General features: G+C 73.9%; 14 protein-coding genes and 1 pseudogene. 13 read left to right on the top strand and 2 right to left on the bottom strand.

Annotation, left to right across the window (positions count from 1 at the left end):
- Positions 1–20 precede the first annotated feature (20 nt).
- The 4 genes and pseudogenes from AB0F58_RS19575 to AB0F58_RS19590 form a co-directional block, all read left to right on the top strand.
- Positions 21–1,865, top strand: coding sequence for an acyl-CoA dehydrogenase (locus AB0F58_RS19575; protein ID WP_357144476.1), 1,845 nt, complete (start codon positions 21–23; stop codon positions 1,863–1,865).
- Positions 1,866–1,888: 23 nt separating this feature from the next.
- Positions 1,889–2,581: a hypothetical protein gene (locus AB0F58_RS19580; protein ID WP_357144479.1), complete on the top strand. Its 693-nt coding sequence runs from the start codon at positions 1,889–1,891 to the stop codon at positions 2,579–2,581.
- A 67-nt stretch (positions 2,582–2,648) separates the two neighbouring features.
- Entirely contained in the window at positions 2,649–3,257 is a 609-nt protein-coding gene (locus AB0F58_RS19585) for a winged helix-turn-helix domain-containing protein (protein ID WP_357144482.1), read from the top strand.
- Positions 3,254–4,477, top strand: a pseudogene (locus AB0F58_RS19590) (MFS transporter); the annotation flags it as partial. The gene AB0F58_RS19585 and the pseudogene AB0F58_RS19590, both read left to right, overlap by 4 nt.
- A gap of 141 nt (positions 4,478–4,618) precedes the next feature.
- Here AB0F58_RS19590 and AB0F58_RS19595 read toward each other — a convergent pair.
- Positions 4,619–5,359: a GNAT family N-acetyltransferase gene (locus AB0F58_RS19595; protein WP_357144485.1), complete on the bottom strand. Its 741-nt coding sequence runs from the start codon at positions 5,357–5,359 to the stop codon at positions 4,619–4,621.
- Between the two features lie 107 nt (positions 5,360–5,466).
- Here AB0F58_RS19595 and AB0F58_RS19600 point away from each other — a divergent pair, with 107 nt between their 5' ends.
- From AB0F58_RS19600 to AB0F58_RS19640, 9 genes are all read left to right on the top strand, one after another.
- Positions 5,467–5,688 (top strand): hypothetical protein, encoded by a 222-nt coding sequence (locus AB0F58_RS19600; protein ID WP_357144488.1) that lies wholly within the window; start codon positions 5,467–5,469, stop codon positions 5,686–5,688.
- Positions 5,689–5,763: 75 nt separating this feature from the next.
- Positions 5,764–7,257 carry a replication-associated recombination protein A gene (locus tag AB0F58_RS19605; RefSeq protein ID WP_357144491.1) on the top strand — a complete coding sequence of 498 codons (1,494 nt, stop codon included), beginning with the start codon at positions 5,764–5,766 and terminating at the stop codon, positions 7,255–7,257.
- Between the two features lie 1,994 nt (positions 7,258–9,251).
- Positions 9,252–9,884 carry a hypothetical protein gene (locus AB0F58_RS19610; RefSeq protein WP_357144558.1) on the top strand — a complete coding sequence of 211 codons (633 nt, stop codon included), beginning with the start codon at positions 9,252–9,254 and terminating at the stop codon, positions 9,882–9,884.
- Positions 9,885–10,032: 148 nt separating this feature from the next.
- On the top strand, positions 10,033–10,494 hold the full coding sequence (locus tag AB0F58_RS19615; RefSeq protein WP_088984965.1) for a DUF948 domain-containing protein: 462 nt from the start codon (positions 10,033–10,035) through the stop codon (positions 10,492–10,494).
- Positions 10,495–10,517: 23 nt separating this feature from the next.
- Positions 10,518–10,823 (top strand): hypothetical protein, encoded by a 306-nt coding sequence (locus AB0F58_RS19620; RefSeq protein ID WP_357144494.1) that lies wholly within the window; start codon positions 10,518–10,520, stop codon positions 10,821–10,823.
- The gene (gene alaS, locus AB0F58_RS19625; protein WP_357144497.1) at positions 10,820–13,498 is read left to right on the top strand and encodes an alanine--tRNA ligase; all 2,679 of its coding nucleotides are present in this window, start codon (positions 10,820–10,822) and stop codon (positions 13,496–13,498) included. The genes AB0F58_RS19620 and alaS overlap by 4 nt, the downstream gene beginning before the upstream one ends.
- Positions 13,499–13,627: 129 nt before the next feature.
- Complete coding sequence (gene ruvX, locus AB0F58_RS19630; protein ID WP_357144500.1) at positions 13,628–14,086, top strand: Holliday junction resolvase RuvX; 459 nt, start codon at positions 13,628–13,630, stop codon at positions 14,084–14,086.
- Entirely contained in the window at positions 14,086–15,285 is a 1,200-nt protein-coding gene (gene mltG / locus AB0F58_RS19635; RefSeq protein WP_357144504.1) for an endolytic transglycosylase MltG, read from the top strand. The genes ruvX and mltG overlap by 1 nt, the downstream gene beginning before the upstream one ends.
- Entirely contained in the window at positions 15,285–16,103 is an 819-nt protein-coding gene (locus AB0F58_RS19640; protein ID WP_357144507.1) for a shikimate dehydrogenase, read from the top strand. The genes mltG and AB0F58_RS19640 overlap by 1 nt, the downstream gene beginning before the upstream one ends.
- A gap of 58 nt (positions 16,104–16,161) precedes the next feature.
- Here the strand turns inward: AB0F58_RS19640 and metK are convergent.
- On the bottom strand, positions 16,162–17,012 hold an 851-nt coding region (gene metK, locus AB0F58_RS19645; RefSeq protein WP_357144510.1), incomplete at its 5' end, for a methionine adenosyltransferase.

Raw genomic sequence — 17,012 nt, forward strand, 5'->3', positions numbered from 1 at the left:
CACGACAGGAGTACGCACAGATGGGCCATTACCGCAGCGACCTGCGGGATCTGGAGTTCGACCTCTTCGAGGTCTTCGGGGTCGAGGAGTTCCTCGGCCCCGACGGCTACCCCGACCTGGACGTCGACACCGTCCGGCAGATCCTCGCCGAGGTGGACCGTTCCGCCCGCGAGGAGCTGGCGGACGCGTTCACCGAGGGCGACCGGCACCCGCCGGTGTTCGACCCGGACACGCACCGCGCACCGCTGCCCCCGGCGTTCGCCAAGGCGTACCGGGCGTTCCTGGACGCCGGGTTCTGGCGGCTCGGCGACCTCGTCCCGGAGCTGGGCGGCACGCCCGCGCCCCGGATGCTCTGGCGGGCCATCGGCGAACTGGTGATGGGCGCCAACCCGGCGGTCTGGATCTACGCCTCCGGTCCGCCCCTGGCCAACGTGCTCTGGCACGAGGGGACGGCGGAGCAGAAGGGGTGGGCCCGGATCTTCGTGGACCGCCAGTGGGGCTCCACCATGGCGCTGACCGAGGCGGACGCCGGTTCGGACGTCGGCGCGGGGCGTACCCGGGCCGTGCCCCAGCCGGACGGTTCGTGGCACCTGGAGGGGGTCAAACGGTTCATCACCTCCGGCGAGCACGACCTCACCGAGAACATCGTGCACTACGTGCTGGCCCGCCCGGTGGGCGTCGAGGGCGTCGGCGGACCGGGCACCAAGGGCCTCTCCCTCTTCGTGGTGCCGAAGTACCACTTCGACCCGGCCACCGGCGAGCCGGGCGCGCGCAACGGTGTCTTCGCCACCGCCGTCGAGGAGAAGATGGGGCTGAAGGTCTCCAACACCTGCGAGCTGACCTTCGGGCAGCACGGGGTGCCGGCGGTCGGCTGGCTGGTGGGGGAGCGGCACGACGGCATCCGGCAGATGTTCCGGATCATCGAGTACGCCCGGATGATGGTCGGCACGAAGGCCATCGCCACCCTCTCCACCGGTTACCGCAACGCCCTGGCGTACGCGCGGGAACGGGTGCAGGGGGCCGACCTGACCCGGATGGCGGACAAGACCGCCCCCCGGGTTCGGATCATCGACCATCCCGACGTGCGCCGGTCGCTGATGCTGCAGAAGGCGTACGCCGAGGGGCTGCGCGCCCTGCTCGTCTACACCGGCCGCTGGCAGGACCGGATGGTCTGCGGACCGGACGCCGACCTGGCCGCCCGGGTCAACGACCTGCTCCTGCCCCTGGTCAAGGGGGTCGGCTCGGAGCGGGCGTACGAGCTGCTCGGGCACGAGTCCCTGCAGACCCTGGGTGGCTCCGGCTACCTGACCGACTACCCGCTGGAGCAGTACCTCCGGGACGCCAAGATCGACACCCTGTACGAGGGGACCACCGCGATCCAGAGCCTCGACCTGGTGTTCCGGAAGATCGCCAAGGATCAGGGCCTGGCCCTGATGACGCTGGCCGGCGAGATCGGCGGGTTCGTCGGCGCGGAGAGCGACGACGATCCGTTCGCCGCCGAGCGGACCGCGCTGGGCCGGGCGGTCACCGACGTGCAGGGCTGCCTCGGCGCGATGCTGGAGTGGCTGGGCGCGGCGCAGGGCGGCGAGCCCCGCCAGCTCTACCTGGTCGGGCTGCACAGCCGGCGGTTGCTGCTGGCCCTCGGTGACCTGCTCGTCGGCTGGTTGCTGCTCGTCCGGGCCGAGGTGGCCGCAGGGGCCCTGGGCCGGGCCGACGTCTCCACCGCGGACCGGGCGTTCTACACCGGCAAGGTGGCGGTGGCCCGGTTCTTCGCCCGGGAGGTGCTGCCCCGGCTCACCGCGGACCGGAAGATCATCCAGGCTGCTCGCCTCGACCTGATGGACGTCCCCGAGGAGGCGTTCTGATCCACCGGCGGACCCGTCGGCCGGTGGTGGTGGCCACCGTCTGGTGGGCCGACCTGGGCATGTTGCGCCGGTGGCACCTCGGGCTGCTGGACGCCACCGAGCGTCGCCGGCTCGCCGCCATCGGCCACCCCCGCCACCGGCGGCAGTCCACCCTGGGCGCGGTGCTGCTGCGGCTGGCCGTCGCCCACCACCGCGGCGTGCCGGCGGACCGGCTCCGGGTGGTCCGTGCGTGTCCGAGCTGCGCCGGCCCGCACGGCCGGCCCCGGCTGCCGGAGCACCCGCTGGCCGTCTCCGTCTCGCACTCCGGGCGGCGGGTGGTGGTGGCCGTCGCCGACCGGGGGGAGATCGGTGTCGACGTGGAGCGGCACGAGGGGGCGGACCGTCCCGCCGACGACCTCACACAGTGGTGCCGGCGGGAGTCGGTGGTGAAGGCGACCGGCGACGGGCTGCGGGTGCGGATCCGGGACGTCCGGATCAGCCCGCCCTCCGATCCGCCCCGACTGCTCGCGTACCCCGGGCGACCCGGTCTGCGGGCCCGGCTCTGGGACCTGCACCCGGGGCCGGGATACCTGGCGGCGGCGGCACTGGTCACCCCGGCGACCCTGCCGGGCCGGGCCCGGATCGTCGAGCGGTCGGCGTCCCGCCTGCTCACCGGCGTGGTGGGCGGGTCCGGGGACAGCCCGTCGACCGGGCTGCCAGAGGTGCCGCACGGGTAGCGACGGGAGCCGGACCGGTGATGCACAATAGTTGTGCACAGAATGTGTGCACGGTTATTGTGCAGCCATGACGAAGGAGCAGAGCGGTAGGACCCGCTCGGTCCGGCTGGACCACCGGCAGATCCGGGTGCTCGCGCACCCACTGCGCCTGCGGCTGCTGGGCGCGCTGCGCACCGACGGTCCGGCGACGGCCACCTCGCTCGCCGGGGCGCTGCGCACCAACACCGGAGCCACCAGTTACCACCTGCGGCAGCTCGCCGAGGTGGGACTGGTGGCCGAGGAACCCGACCGGGGCACCGGCCGGCAGCGCTGGTGGCGTGCGGTGCACGAGACGAGCAACTGGGACCCGAGCGACTACGACGACGACCCGGACGCCCGGACGGCCGTGGAGTGGATGCAGGTCGAGCACGTGCGGTGGATGACCGAGCAGGCGGAACGGTGGCTCGCCGAGCGGGCGACGTACCCGCCGCTCTGGCGGGACGCGGCCGGCATGAGTGACGCCTTCCTGGTCATCGGCCCGGAACGGCTGCACGCGCTCAACCAGGAGATCGGGGAGCTGATCCTCCGTTACCGTACGCAGCCGCCTCCCGACGAGACCGACGTGAAGCCGATCCACCTGATCTACGCCGCCTTCCCCGGCACGGAGGACCTGTCCGGCCCGGAGGCCGGGCGGTGAGCGCGCTCACCATCCGCCAGGTCCGGCACCGGTTCCTGCTCCTGCACGGGCTCCGGTGGCTCCCGGTCGGCCTGCTCATCCCGGTCTTCGTCCTGCTGATGCAGGAGCGCGGCCTCACCCTCGCCCAGATCGGGCTGGCCGTCGCCGCCCAGGGGCTCGTCGTCCTCCTGCTGGAACTGCCCACCGGCGGTCTCGCCGACGCCCTCGGCCGGCGACCGGTGCTCCTCACCGCCGCCGCGGTCAACCTCGCCTCGCTGGCGCTCTTCGTCGTCGCCGACACGTTCGCCGTCCTGGTCGCGGTCTGGCTGCTCCAGGGGGTGTACCGGGCGCTGGACAGCGGCCCGCTGGAGTCCTGGTACGTCGACGCCAGCCTCGCCGCCGACCCCGACGCGGCGTACGAGAAGGGGCTCGGTCAGAGTGGGACGGTCCTCGGCCTCTGCATCAGCGCCGGCGCGCTGCTCGGCGGCGGTCTGGTCGCGCTCGGCCCGGTCGGCCCGGTGAGCGCGCTGACCATGCCGGTGCTGCTGGCCGTCGTCCTCCAGGTGGTCGTCCTGGTGGCGCTCGCGACACTCCTGGTCGAGCCGCGACCGGCCCGGGGCCAGGGCGCGCTGCGGTCGTCGATCGCCGCCGCGCCGGGCCTGGTCGGGCAGGCGTTCGGGCTGCTGCGCCGCTCCCGGGTCCTGCTCGCCCTGGTCGCCGTGGAACTCTTCTGGGGCTTCGGCATGACCACCTTCGAGACCCTGCTCCCGGTACGCCTCGCCGAGGTGACCGGCGACTCGGACCGCGCGGCGGCCCTGCTGGGCCCGGCCGGCTCGGTCGCCTGGCTCGCCTCGGCGGCCGGCGCTGCCCTCACCCCGCTGCTGACCCGCTGGTGGGGAGCCGCGCCCAGCGCCGCGCTGCTGCGGATCGTCCAGGGGCTGACCGTGGCCGGGATGGGCCTGCTCGCCGGACCGGTCGGTGTGCTCGTCGCGTACCTGGCCTGCTACACCGTGCACGGCGCGTCCAACCCGCTGCACATGGGGCTGCTGCACCGCCAGGTCGACGGCCCCTACCGGACCAGCGTGATCTCGCTGAACTCGATGGTCGCCATGCCCGCCGGTGCGCTCGGCGGCATCGTCCTCACCGCCCTGGCCGACGCCACCAGTGTGCGTACCGCGATGCTGGTCGGCGCGGTGGTGCTGGCCGTCGCCGCGCCGCTCTACCTGCCCGCCTGGCGGGCCACCCGCCGGACCAAGGTCCCCTCCGCCTCCGCCGCCGGGCGGTAGCAGGGCGCCCTGTCCGGCGGAGCGGTGTCCGGGTAGCCCTGGTCGCCACCCCAACCGGCTCAGCCGAGTTGCAGGCTGGTCGCCACCCCAGCCGGCTCAGCCGAGTTGCAGGGAGGTGCGCGCGAGGGTTCCGGTGAAGCCGAGACGGCGGTACAGCCGGATCGCACCGACGTTGCGGGTGTAGACGCCGAGCGCCACCCGGTCGTACCGGGCGAAGAGGGCGCGGGCCATGCCGGCGGTCAGCGCCGCGCCGAGGCCCTGTCCCCGCTCGGATGGAGCGACGGCCAGCCCGGCGAGGAAACCGATGTCGCCCCGGCTCCGGTCCGCCCCACCGGCGACCAGCCGGTCACCGGCGCGGATGCCGTACCAGTCGACCACCCGGGGGTCGCCGGGGCGTGAGGTGGTGCTCGGGAAGGCCTCGTCGACCAGTGCGGTGAGCGCCGGCAGGTCGGCCTCGGTGAGCCGTTCCACCCGCTCCTCGCCGGGCTGCCACGGCGGTGCGGTGGTGCTCCAGAGGAAGTCCCAGTCGTCGTACCGGGCGATCGGCAGCGGCCCGGCCAGCTCGGCCGTGCCGAGGCGGGGCAGGTGCAGCCACTGCCCGGGGCGGGCCGTGCCCTGCGCCCGGAGCGTCGCGAAGAGGCCGACCGCCAGCTCGGGAGCGCCGAACGCCCCACCGGCCGGGCCCCGCTCCGCCGGGAGCAGCCACGCGGTGGTGCCGTCGAGCAGCCACGCCTGCGGCTCGTCGTCCCGACCGAGGACGTGCCGGGCGTACGGGTGGTGACCGGTGGCCGCCAGGACGGCTGCCCGCCCGTGCACCGTCCGCGCTGTCCCGATCATGACGCCAGCCTAGTCAGGGCAGCAATGTGGTCCACGCTGGAGATTGGCGATCGGACCGATCGGGTACATCACGGCCGACGTACCCCGACCCCTATCGGAGGACCGACATGCTCGCCATCGCCGCGGCCGTCGTTTTCGGTTTCGCCCTGCTCATCGACCTGCTCAACACCGACTTCGGCGCACCCGACCTGTTCAACTGGAACACCCTGGTCCTGATCGGCCTGCTCCTGCTCTCGCTCTACCTGGCCGGCGTCGGCCGGGGCCCGCGCGGCGGTGGCGGCGGTGGCGGCGGTCGGTGGTACCGGGGCCGCCGTCCCGGTCGCGGGTGACCGCTTCCGATCATCCCCGGCCCGGCCCGCGCCGCGATTCCGGCGTCGCGGGACCGGGCCGGTACTGTCTTCGTGATGGAGTCCGACGCCCTGTTCACTCTCGGTGACCCCGCCGCAGCGCCGAGCGCGCTCGCGGCGTCCGGCGGTGCGCCGACCGGGACCGGCGGCTTCGACACCGTCGGGTCCGACGCGCCGCTGCCGGTGCGGATGCGTCCGGCGAACCTCGACGAACTGGTCGGTCAGGAGCACCTGCTCGCCCCCGGTGCGCCGCTGCGGCAGCTGGTCGGCGGCGCGGCCCCGATGTCGGTGATCCTCTGGGGACCGCCCGGCTGCGGCAAGACCACCATCGCCCACCTGGTGGCCCGAGCCACCGACCGCCGGTTCGTCGCCATGTCGGCCCTCACCGCCGGGGTCAAGGACGTGCGCGCGGTCATCGAGACCGCCCGCCGGCAACGCCGCTCCGGCGGCCCGCCGACCGTGCTCTTCATCGACGAGGTGCACCGGTTCAGCAAGACCCAACAGGACTCGCTGCTCGCGGCGGTCGAGGACCGGACGGTCACCCTGCTCGCCGCGACCACCGAGAACCCGTACTTCTCGATCATCTCGCCGCTGCTGTCCCGGTGCGTGCTGCTGACCCTGCAACCGCTCACCGAGGACGCGGTCCGGAACCTGCTGCGCCGCGCGGTCACCGACGAGCGCGGCCTCGGCGGCGCCCCCACCCTCGCCCCGGAGGCCGAGGAGCACCTGGTCCGTCTCGCCGGGGGCGACGTCCGCAAGGCGCTGACCGCCCTGGAGGCCGCCGCCTCCTCCGCCACCGCGCTCGGCGCCGACCGGATCGACCTGGCCACCGCCGAGCAGGCGGTCGACGTGGCGGCGGTCCGCTACGACCGGGCCGGGGACGCCCACTACGACGTCACCAGCGCCCTCATCAAGAGCATGCGCGGCTCCGACGTCGACGCGGCACTGCACTGGCTGGCTCGGATGCTGGTCGCCGGGGAGGACGCCCGGTTCATCGCGCGTCGACTGGTCATCTTCGCCAGCGAGGACGTCGGCATGGCCGATCCGGTGGCGCTGACCGTGGCGACCGCCACCGCGCACGCCGTGGAGTACGTCGGGCTCCCCGAGGCACAGCTCAACCTCGCCCAGGCGGTCATCCACCTGGCCACCGCGCCGAAGTCGAACTCGGCGACCAGCGCGATCGGGGCGGCGATCCGGGACGTCCGGGCCGGCCGGGGCGGGCCGGTGCCCCGCACCCTGCGGGACGCCCACTACCCCGGTGCCCGGGGGCTGGGGCACGGCACCGGCTACCGCTACCCGCATGACGACCACCGGGGTGTGGTCACCCAGCAGTACGTCCCGGACGACCTCGTCGGCACCGACTACTACCGGCCCACCGAACACGGCGCGGAGCGCTCGGTGGCCGCCCGGCTGCCCCTGCTGCGCCGCATCGTCCGGGGCCGGAGCGCCCCGGTCGCCGGGGCGGCGGGGGCGGGGCGGGGCACGACGGACGCGACCGGCGTCCCGGCGGAAGAGGGCGGCGCGGACGCCGCCAGGAAGGGTCACCAGTGACACCTCGTGGTGCGGATCGGCCGGAGGACGGCCCCGACGAGCGGCGGGATCCCAAGGCCAGGGGACGCCGCTGGGGACGCGGCCGGTCCGACGCGGAGCCGGAGGAACCGGTCAGCGGCGAGGAGTTCGGCTGGATCGACGACCTGCGTACCGCCAAGCGGCAGCGGGCCGACCTCAGCCCGGAGGCCGGTGCCCGGGAGGCTGCCGACCCGGCTTCCGCCGGTTCCCGGCCGCCCGCGACGCCGCCCCCGCCCCCGCCCGCGGGCCCCGTGCCCGGAGCGGGCGGGCCGCCGTATCCCGGTGACAGGACGCCGGCCCCACCGTCGGCCGTCCCGCCCGGTGCCGCCACCCGTCGGTCCGGGCGTCCGGACGGCCCGTGGCCCGGTTCCGCCGGCCCCGCGCCGCGCTCCGGTCCCGCCCCGCACCCCGGCCCCGAGGTGGCACCACCGGTCCGTTCCGGCCCGGGGGCCCAACCGCCGGTCCGTCCCGGTCACGATGTCCCCCCGCCGGCCGACCGGCCGCACCACCCGGCGGGTGCGCCGGAACCGTCGCCCCGGGGGCTGCCCGGCCGCCCACCGCCTCCCGCCGGGCGGGTCCCCGTCGAGAGGGCGGCCGGTGTGGCCCGTCCCCCCGCCCCGGACGAGCGCCCGGTGGCCCGGCGCCGGGCCCCGGAGCAGGACGGCCCACGGGTTCCGGCTTCGGGCAACGCTCCGCCCGTTCCGTTGTCGGGCAATGCTCCGCCGGTTCCGGCTTCGGGCAACGCCCCGCCCGTTCCGTTGTCGGGTAACGCTCCGCCGGTTCCGGCCTCGGGCAACGCCCCGTCGGTCCCGTTCTCGGCGGCGTCCGGTCCGGTGATCGCCGGGCCGGGCCAGCGGCACGACCCGCCGAGCGCCCCCGGGCGGCGGCGCGGTGCCGCCGACCCCGACGACGAGCGGGCCTCCGGACGTCGTCACCCCGCCGGACCGGACGACGACCGCCCGGTGGGGCGACGTCGGGCCGCCGATCCGGCCGAGGCCGGGCGTCCGGCGTCCGGCTCGGCCCGCCCGCCGGTGCCCGGTCCGGCCGGGCCGGCCCCGGATCCACGTACCGCTCCGCCGGCCCGGGGCGCCGCCCGCCCCGGTGCGGTGGTCCCGCCGGTTCGCCCCGGAACCGAACCGGCCGCTCCGGCGCGCGGCGCGGCCCGTCCGGTTCCCCCGGTGCCGGGGCCGGAGCGCCCTGCCGGACCGCCCCCGGGGCCGGGTGTCCTGTCGCCGGGCCAGGGTGCCGTACCGCATGGGGCCGGTGCCGTGCCGCCGGGCCAGGGTGCCGTACCGCACGGGGCCGGTGCCGTGCCGCCGGGCCAGAGTGTCGTGCCGCCGTCCGGTCCGGGTGTCGTGCCGCCACCTCGGCCGGCCGCGGCCCGGCCGGCACCGGCCACCCCGGTACCCGGACCACGGGTGACGCCCGCCGGGCCGCCCGCAGGTCCGGCGCGGGGCGCGGCCCGCCCTCCGGCGCCGGTCGAACCGGGCGCACGGGGCACCCGGCCCGGTTCCGGTCCGGGGGAGCCCGTCGTTCCGGGACCGTCCGTCGTTCCGGGACCGTCCGTCGTTCCGGGACCGTCCGTCGATCCGGCCTCCGGTCCGGGCCGGCCGCCGGCGGGCCCGGTCCGGGCCACCGCCGCGCCGACGTCCGGCCCGCCGGCCGTGGCCCGGGCCGCCGCGTCGGTGGCCCGACCCGTGCCGGGCCGGGCCACCCCGCCGGGCGGCGACCCCGAACGCCCCGGCGGCGCCGTGCCGCCCGTCCGCGATCCGGAGCGGGCCGGCGCCGTCCCGCCGGTCCGCGAACGGGCCGGGGAACCGGCCGGGCACCCGGTGGCCCGCGCCGCCGTGGCGCCGCCGGTGGCACCGGTGGACCCACCGTCGCTGCGCAGCGCCGCTGGCGACGAACCGTCCGACGACGACGGTGCCCGGACCGGGGGAGCGCTCCGCGTCGCCCGTTCCGAACTGCGGCGGCAGATGCGGGAGCGCCGCCGGCTCCGCCTCGGTGTGCTGGTGGCGGTGAGCGTGCTCCTGCTCGGCGCGGTGCCGGCCTTCTTCGCCGTCCGGACGCTGAGCCGGGACCCGGTCTTCGGCTCCCTCGACGACCTGCCGGTGCCGGCCTGGGCCGCGGCGGACACCGTGGACAACGTCAGCGGCAGCCGCTGGTGCCTCCAGGACTGCCGGCTGCGGGAACGCACCGCCTCCTCGGACCGCTCCCCGGAGGAGACCGCAGCCGAGTACGAGCGGGCGTTGTCGGCCGTCGGCTGGCAGCCGTGGCGGGTGACCCGCTGCCCGGAGCAGCCCGCCCCCGGGCGGTACACCTGCTGGCGGCGGGACGAGTTGACCCTCGACCTCTGGGTCCGTCCGCCGACGTGTGTGCCGCCGCCGATCGACGGCCAACCGGCGGTCCCGCCGTCGCCGTTGGCGTCGCCCACCGCTGCCGGCGACTGCACCGGGTCGTTGGTGTCGTTGAAGGTCCGCAACGCCGTCGACGACGACCGGACCCGGCCACAGCCGAGCACGGACCCGTCGCTCACCGGTGAGGATCCCTTCCCCACCTTCACCGACGACCCGCTCGACGACCTGACACCGGCACCGTCACCGTCCTGAGCCGCCGTCCATCACTGACGGTAGGGTCTGGGGCTGGCGGACCGGACGCCGTCACCGACCGGATCGGTGACGGCGGACCGGATCGGGTACGACGGTCGCGCGTCCCGCCGACGACGGGTCGGCGGGACACTGCTTGAGGAGGACACGCGTGGAGCTTGGAGAGGTCGCGGCGCTGGTGGCGGCGATCGCGTTCGCGATGCTGGTACTGATCCTGACGCTGCCCATCCTGCGCCTGCGGCACACCGTGGACGCCACTACCCGCATGATCAACGACCTCAACGAGCAGACCAGGCCGTTGCTCGGCAACGTCAACACGACGGTGGAGAACGTCAACACCGCCCTGACCCAGGTGCAGACCTCGCTCGACGGGGTGAACCTTCAGCTCGCCAAGGTCGACACCATGACCAGCCACGCGCAGAACGTCACCGCCAACGTGGCGAACCTGGCCACCGTGGTCTCCGCCGCCGCCGCCAACCCGCTGGTCAAGGTCGCCGCCTTCGGGTACGGCGTGCGCAAGGCCGCCTCCGCGCGCCGGCACGCCGAGACCGAGCGCGAGGTCCGCGACACCATCAAGCAGCAGCGTCGGGCCGCCAAGCGCGGCGACCGCTGACCCGGTAGCGGGAGGAAAAGGGCATGAGGCGTCTGTTCTGGCTCGGCATCGGCCTCGCCGTCGGTGTGGTGGTGGTCCGCAAGGCCACCCGTACCGCGCACGCGTACACGCCGCAGGGTATCGCCGGCTCGCTGGCGGAATCGGCTGGCGGGCTGATGGAGTCGCTGCGTAGCTTCGTGGAGGACGTCCGGATCGGGATGACCGAACGCGAGCAGGAGATCCACGAGGCGTTCGCCCGGGGCGAGGCGTTCGACGACCAGTTCGCCGAGCTGCGGGAGGACCCGCGCATCGGCGACCGAGCGATTTTCCCGGAGGAACCCCAGCGATGAAGACGGCGGAGATCAAGCGGCGGTATCTCGCCCACTTCGAGGCGAACGGCCATGCCGTGGTGCCGTCCGCTCCGCTGCCCGCCATCAGCGACCCGAACCTGCTGTTCGTCAACGCCGGCATGGTGCAGTTCGTCCCGTACTTCCTGGGACAGCAGACCCCGCCGTACCCGCGTGCGGTCAGCGTCCAGAAGTGCATCCGGACGCCGGACATCGACGAGGTCGGCAAGACCAGCCGGCACGGCACGTTCTTCCAGATGAACGGCAACTTCTCCTTCGGTGACTACTTCAAGGCCGGGGCGATCCCGCTCGCCTGGGAGCTGTCCACCAAGTCGGTCGCCGAGGGCGGCTTCGGCCTCGACGCGGAGCGGATCTGGCCCACCGTCTACCTCGACGACGACGAGGCGTACGACATCTGGCGCTCGGTCGGCGTGCCGGCCGAGCGGATCGTCCGGCGGGGCAAGAAGGACAACTACTGGTCGATGGGCATTCCCGGCCCGGCCGGCCCCTGCTCCGAGCTCTTCTACGACCGGGGCCCCGCCTACGGGCGGGAGGGCGGTCCGGAGGTCGACGAGGACCGCTACCTGGAGTACTGGAACCTCGTCTTCATGCAGTACGAGATCGCCGACGTGACCAGCAAGGAGCACTTCCGGATCGTCGGCGAGCTGCCCAGGAAGAACATCGACACCGGCATGGGGCTGGAGCGGATCGCCTCCATCCTCCAGGGCGTCGACAACCTCTACGAGATCGACGAGGTCCGCCCGATCCTGGACCGCGCCAGCGAGCTGTCCGGCAAGCGGTACGGCGCCCGGTCCGGTCAGGTGGCCGCCGAGTCGCACCCGGACGACGTCCGGCTGCGGGTGGTCGCCGACCACGTCCGTACCGCGCTGATGCTCATCGGTGACGGGGTGACCCCGAGCAACGAGGGGCGTGGCTACGTGCTGCGCCGGATCATGCGTCGGGCGATCCGGGCGATGCGGCTGCTCGGCTACCAGGACCGGGCGCTGCCGGAGCTGCTGCCGGTGGCCCGGGACTGCATGTCCCCGTCGTACCCCGAGCTGGCCACCGAGTTCGACCGGATCTCGCAGTACGCGTACGCGGAGGAGGACGCCTTCCTCTCCACCCTGCGGGCCGGCACCACGATCCTCGACACGGCGATCAGCGAGACGAAGCAGGCGGGGAAGCCGGCGCTCTCCGGGGACAAGGCGTTCCAGCTGCACGACACGTACGGCTTCCCGATCGACCTGACCCTGGAGATCGCGGCCGAGCAGGGGTTGACCGTCGACGCGGAGGGCTTCCGCCGGCTGATGGCCGACCAGCGCTCGCGCGCGAAGGCCGACGCGAAGGCGCGCAAGACCGGGCACACCGACCTGTCGGCGTACCGGTCGGTGCTGGACAGCGGCGGCCCGGTGAGCTTCACCGGGTACAGCGAGACCTCCCGCGAGTCGACCGTCCGGGCGCTGCTCTCCGGGGGCGCGCCGGTCGCCGCGGCCGTCGAGGGGGACACGATCGAGCTGGTGCTCGACGCGACCCCGTTCTACGCCGAGGGCGGTGGGCAGCAGCCCGACCAGGGACTGATCACCGTCGGCGGTGGCGAGGTCGAGATCTTCGACGTCCAGCAGCCGGTGCCCGGCCTGGTGGTGCACCGGGCGCGGGTGCGTCGGGGCGAGGTACGGGCCGGCGAGACCGGCTTCGCCGAGATCGACGTGACCCGCCGGCGGGCGATCTCCCGGTCGCACACCGCCACCCACCTGGTGCACCAGACCATGCGCAACTTCCTCGGCGAGTCGGCCACCCAGGCCGGTTCGCTGAACGCGCCGGGTCGGCTGCGGTTCGACTTCAACACCCCGACCGGGGTCGCGCCGAGCGTGCTGCACGACGTGGAGCAGCAGGTCAACGAGGTGCTCCTGGCCGACTTGGAGGTGCACGCCTTCGTCACCTCGCTGGAGGAGGCCCGCCGGATCGGCGCGATGGCGCTCTTCGGCGAGAAGTACGGCGACGAGGTACGGGTCGTCGAGGTCGGCGACTACGCCCGTGAGCTGTGCGGCGGCACCCACGTCGACCGGTCCGGGCAGCTCGGCCTGGTGAAGATCCTCTCCGAGGCGTCGATCGGTTCCGGGGTCCGTCGGGTCGAGGCGCTGGTCGGCATGGACGCGTTCCGCTTCCTGGCGAAGGAGCACCTGCTCGTCGCCCGGCTGGCGGAGCTGTACCGGGTGCCCGGCGACCAGGTGGCCGAGCGGGTGGAGCAGACCGTCAGCCAGCTCCGCGACGCCGAGCGGGAGCTGGAGAAGCTCCGCGCCCAGCTGGTGCTCGGCGGTGCGGCGGCGCTCGCCGCACAGGCGAAGGACGTGCGCGGCGTCGCGTACGTCGGCACCGAGGCGCCGGAGGGCGCGGCCGGCAACGACGTGCGGACCCTCGCCCAGGAGATCAGGGGCCGGATCGACGCGGCGCGGCCGGCGGTGGTCGCGGTGGCGGCCCGCGCGAACGGCAAGGCGTCCCTGGTGGTCGCGGTCAACGGCGCGGCCCGCAGCCGGGGTCTGGCCGCGAACGACCTGGTCAAGGCGGCCTTCTCCGGCCGGGGCGGCGGCAGCCCCGACCTGGCGCAGGGCGGCGGTCTGCCGGCGGCCGAGGCGCCGAACCTGCTGCTGACCGTGGAGAAGACGATCAGCGAGGCGTAATGCCCCGACGGGGGTGCACCAGGGCGGGCCACTTGGTCCGCCCTGGTGTGTTCTGTGGCGCGGGGCGCGAGGTACGTTTCCGGCGGTGTGCATCCCGCCGGTGCGGGCAGTCGCAGGGAGTGAACCCGATTGAGTGAATTCGCACGGGGCGTCCGCCTCGGGGTGGATGTCGGACAGGTCCGGGTCGGCGTGTCGATCTGTGACCCGGACGGCATCCTGGCCACCCCGCTGGTCACCCTCGCCCGCGACCTGACCAGCGGGGACGACGCCGTCCCCACCGACGTGGCCGAGCTGCGCCGGCTGGTCGCCGAGCACGGGGCCGTCGAGGTGGTCCTCGGGCTCCCGGTGAACCTGGCCGGGAAGCACGGCCCGGCCGCCGTACACGTCAGGTCGTACGCGAACCGTTTGGCTGATGTAATAGCGCCTGTTCCGGTGACGCTGACTGACGAGAGGATGTCGACCGTGGTGGCTTCTCGTAGGCTGGCCGAGCGGGGCGTCCGGGGTAAACGGCAACGAGCGGTGGTCGACCAGGCCGCCGCGGTGGAGATCCTGCAGAGCTGGCTAGAGGCGCAGCGGAGGCGGACGTAATGATCGACGACCTGGATCTCGGTTTCGACGAACGTGACCGGGGCGACAAGGGCAAGCACCGGCGCAGCGCCATGCGCAAGCGCCAGGGCAAGTCCGGTGGCGGGGGCCGTACGGTCCTCGCCCTCCTGCTGGCCTTCGTGCTGCTCGGCGCGATCGGCGGTGGCGCCTTCTACGGCTTCGACCGGGTGCAGAGCTACTTCGTCACCCCCGACTACGACGGCACCGGCAGCGGTGAGCTGACCGTCGAGGTCAAGCAGGGCGCGCTGATCGCCGACATCGCCAACGCGCTGTACGACGCGGGCGTGGTCAAGAGCGCCCAGGCGTTCATCGACGCCGCCGAGGAGAACGCGCGCAGCAAGAACATCCAGCCCGGCACCTACAAGGTGCGCAAGCAGATGAGCGGCGAGAGCGCCCTCGGCATGCTCCTCGACCTGAAGAACAAGATCGTCAACGGGATCACCATCCCCGAGGGGCTGACCGCCAAGCAGACCTACAAGCGCCTCTCCGAGCAGACCAAGATCCCGGTGGAGGACTTCGAGGCGGCGGCGAAGGACCCGGAGGCGCTCGGCGTCCCGGACTGGTGGTTCACGCGCACCGACGGCAAGAAGGTCGTCAAGTCGATCGAGGGCTTCCTCTACCCGGACACCTACGAGATGCCGCCGAAGGCCACCGCCGAGGTCATCCTCAAGGAGATGGTGGCGAACTTCCTGACCGTCAGCGGCAAGATGCAGTTCGCCGAGCGGGTGGAGAAGGAGCGCGGCGGGATCAGCCCGTACGAGGCCCTGATCGTCGCCTCGCTCGCCCAGGCCGAGGCGGGCACCAAGGCGGACCTCGGCAAGGTCGCCCGGGTCGCCTACAACCGCGCCTACAGCGGCACCTTCCCCTGCGGATGCCTGGAGATGGACGTCACGGTCAACTACTACCTGGAGTCGACCGGTCAGCGGACCAAGTCCTCCAAGGAGATGACCGCCGCCGACATGGACAACCCGAAGAACCCGTACAACCGCAAGCTGCCGGGCATGATCCCGACTCCGATCAACAACCCGGGCAAGGACGCGATGGAAGGGGCGATGGACCCGCCGGAGGGGAAGTGGCTCTTCTTCGTGGCGGTCGACAAGGCGGGCAACTCCGAGTTCGCCGAGACCTACGAACAGCACCGGCGCAACGAGGCCAAGGCGCGAGAGGCCGGCATCATCTGATGACCCACGCCCGCCGGGCAGCGGTGGTCGGTACGCCGATCGCGCACTCCCTCTCCCCGGCGATCCACAACGCCGGGTACGCGGCGGCCGGGCTGACCGGGTGGTCGTACACCCGGATCGAGTGCGACGCGGCCGGGCTGCCCGGTCTGGTCGGCGGGCTCGGCCCGGAGTGGGCCGGCCTGTCGGTGACCATGCCGGGCAAGGAGGCGGCGCTCACGGTGGCCGCCGAGGTGTCGCCGGTCGCTGCCGCCGTCGGGGCCGCCAACACGCTGGTCCACCGGCCGGACGGCAGCTGGTACGCGGACAACACCGATGTCGTCGGCATGGTCGACGTGCTGACCGCCGCCGGGGTGGCCCCGGGAGCCACGGTCACCGTGCTCGGCGCCGGGGGCACCGCCCGGGCGGCGGTCGCGGCGGCGGCGCGACTGGCCGCGAAGTCGGTGACCGTAGCGGCCCGCCGCCCGGAGGCGGTGGCGGAACTGCGTCCGGTGGCCGGGGCGCTCGGCGTACCGATGGTCGCCGCCCCGTGGGCCGAGGCCGCCGCGTACCTCGACGCCGACGTGGTGGTGTCCACCCTGCCGAAGGGGGCCGCCGACCCGTTCGCTGAGCTGGCCGCCTGGCGGCCCGGGACGGTCTGCTTCGACGCGCTCTACGATCCGTGGCCCACCCCGCTCGCCGCGTCCGCGCAGGCGGCCGGCTGCCCGGTGGTCTCCGGCCTGGACCTGCTGCTGGCCCAGGCCGTCGGCCAGTTCGAGCACTTCACCGGCGTCACCGCCCCGGTCGAGGCGATGCGCGCGGCTCTCGCCGCCGCCCGCTGACCCCGCCCCGGGCTCGACGCGAGCACGGGACGGGGACGGTGCCGGTTCGGTCCGGCGGTCAGGCGCCTGCGGCCGACTTGAGGTCGGCGGCGCGGTCGGTGTTCTCCCAGGTCAGTTCGGGCAGTTCCCGGCCGAAGTGGCCGTACGCGGCGGTCTGCCGGTAGATCGGGCGCAGCAGGTCCAGGTCCCGGATGATCGCTGCGGGGCGCAGGTCGAACACCTCCGCCACGGCCTTCTCGATCCGCTCGACCGGCACGTTCTCCGTACCGAACGTCTCGATGAACAGACTCACCGGGTGGGCCTTGCCGATCGCGTAGGCGACCTGCGTCTCACAGCGCTCCGCCAGGCCGGCGGCGACGACGTTCTTCGCCACCCACCGCATCGCGTACGCCGCCGACCGGTCGACCTTCGACGGGTCCTTCCCCGAGAACGCGCCACCACCGTGGCGGGCGTACCCGCCGTAGGTGTCCACGATGATCTTCCGGCCGGTCAGACCCGCGTCACCCATCGGCCCACCGATCTCGAACCGGCCCGTCGGGTTCACCAACAACCGGTACCCGTCGGAATCGAGGCCCAACGACTCCAGCTCCGGGTTCACCACGTGTTCCCGTACGTCGGGTGCGAGGAGTTTGTCGAGCGAGACGTCCGCCGCGTGCTGCGACGAGACGACCACCGTGTTCAGGCGGACCGGACGCAGGCCCTCGTACTCGATGGTCACCTGCGTCTTACCATCCGGCCGCAGGTACGGGATCGTCCCGTCCTTCCGCACCGCCGACAACCGACGCGCCAACCGGTGCGCCAGAGCGATCGGCAGCGGCATCAGCTCCGGGGTCTCCGCACACGCGAACCCGAACATCATCCCCTGGTCACCGGCACCCTGCGCATCCAACGCAGACTCCGACGACCCCG

This window comes from Micromonospora sp. NPDC023956, assembly GCF_040639195.1.
Lineage (GTDB): Bacteria > Actinomycetota > Actinomycetes > Mycobacteriales > Micromonosporaceae > Micromonospora.

Coding starts and splice junctions, on each gene's coding strand:
- AB0F58_RS19575 (WP_357144476.1), top strand. CDS start 21: ATGGGCCATTACCGCAGCGACCTGCGGGATCTGGAGTTCGACCTCTTC.
- AB0F58_RS19585 (WP_357144482.1), top strand. CDS start 2,649: ATGACGAAGGAGCAGAGCGGTAGGACCCGCTCGGTCCGGCTGGACCAC.
- AB0F58_RS19595 (WP_357144485.1), bottom strand. CDS start 5,359: ATGATCGGGACAGCGCGGACGGTGCACGGGCGGGCAGCCGTCCTGGCG.
- AB0F58_RS19600 (WP_357144488.1), top strand. CDS start 5,467: ATGCTCGCCATCGCCGCGGCCGTCGTTTTCGGTTTCGCCCTGCTCATC.
- AB0F58_RS19605 (WP_357144491.1), top strand. CDS start 5,764: ATGGAGTCCGACGCCCTGTTCACTCTCGGTGACCCCGCCGCAGCGCCG.
- AB0F58_RS19610 (WP_357144558.1), top strand. CDS start 9,252: ATGCGGGAGCGCCGCCGGCTCCGCCTCGGTGTGCTGGTGGCGGTGAGC.
- AB0F58_RS19620 (WP_357144494.1), top strand. CDS start 10,518: ATGAGGCGTCTGTTCTGGCTCGGCATCGGCCTCGCCGTCGGTGTGGTG.
- alaS (WP_357144497.1), top strand. CDS start 10,820: ATGAAGACGGCGGAGATCAAGCGGCGGTATCTCGCCCACTTCGAGGCG.
- mltG (WP_357144504.1), top strand. CDS start 14,086: ATGATCGACGACCTGGATCTCGGTTTCGACGAACGTGACCGGGGCGAC.
- AB0F58_RS19640 (WP_357144507.1), top strand. CDS start 15,285: ATGACCCACGCCCGCCGGGCAGCGGTGGTCGGTACGCCGATCGCGCAC.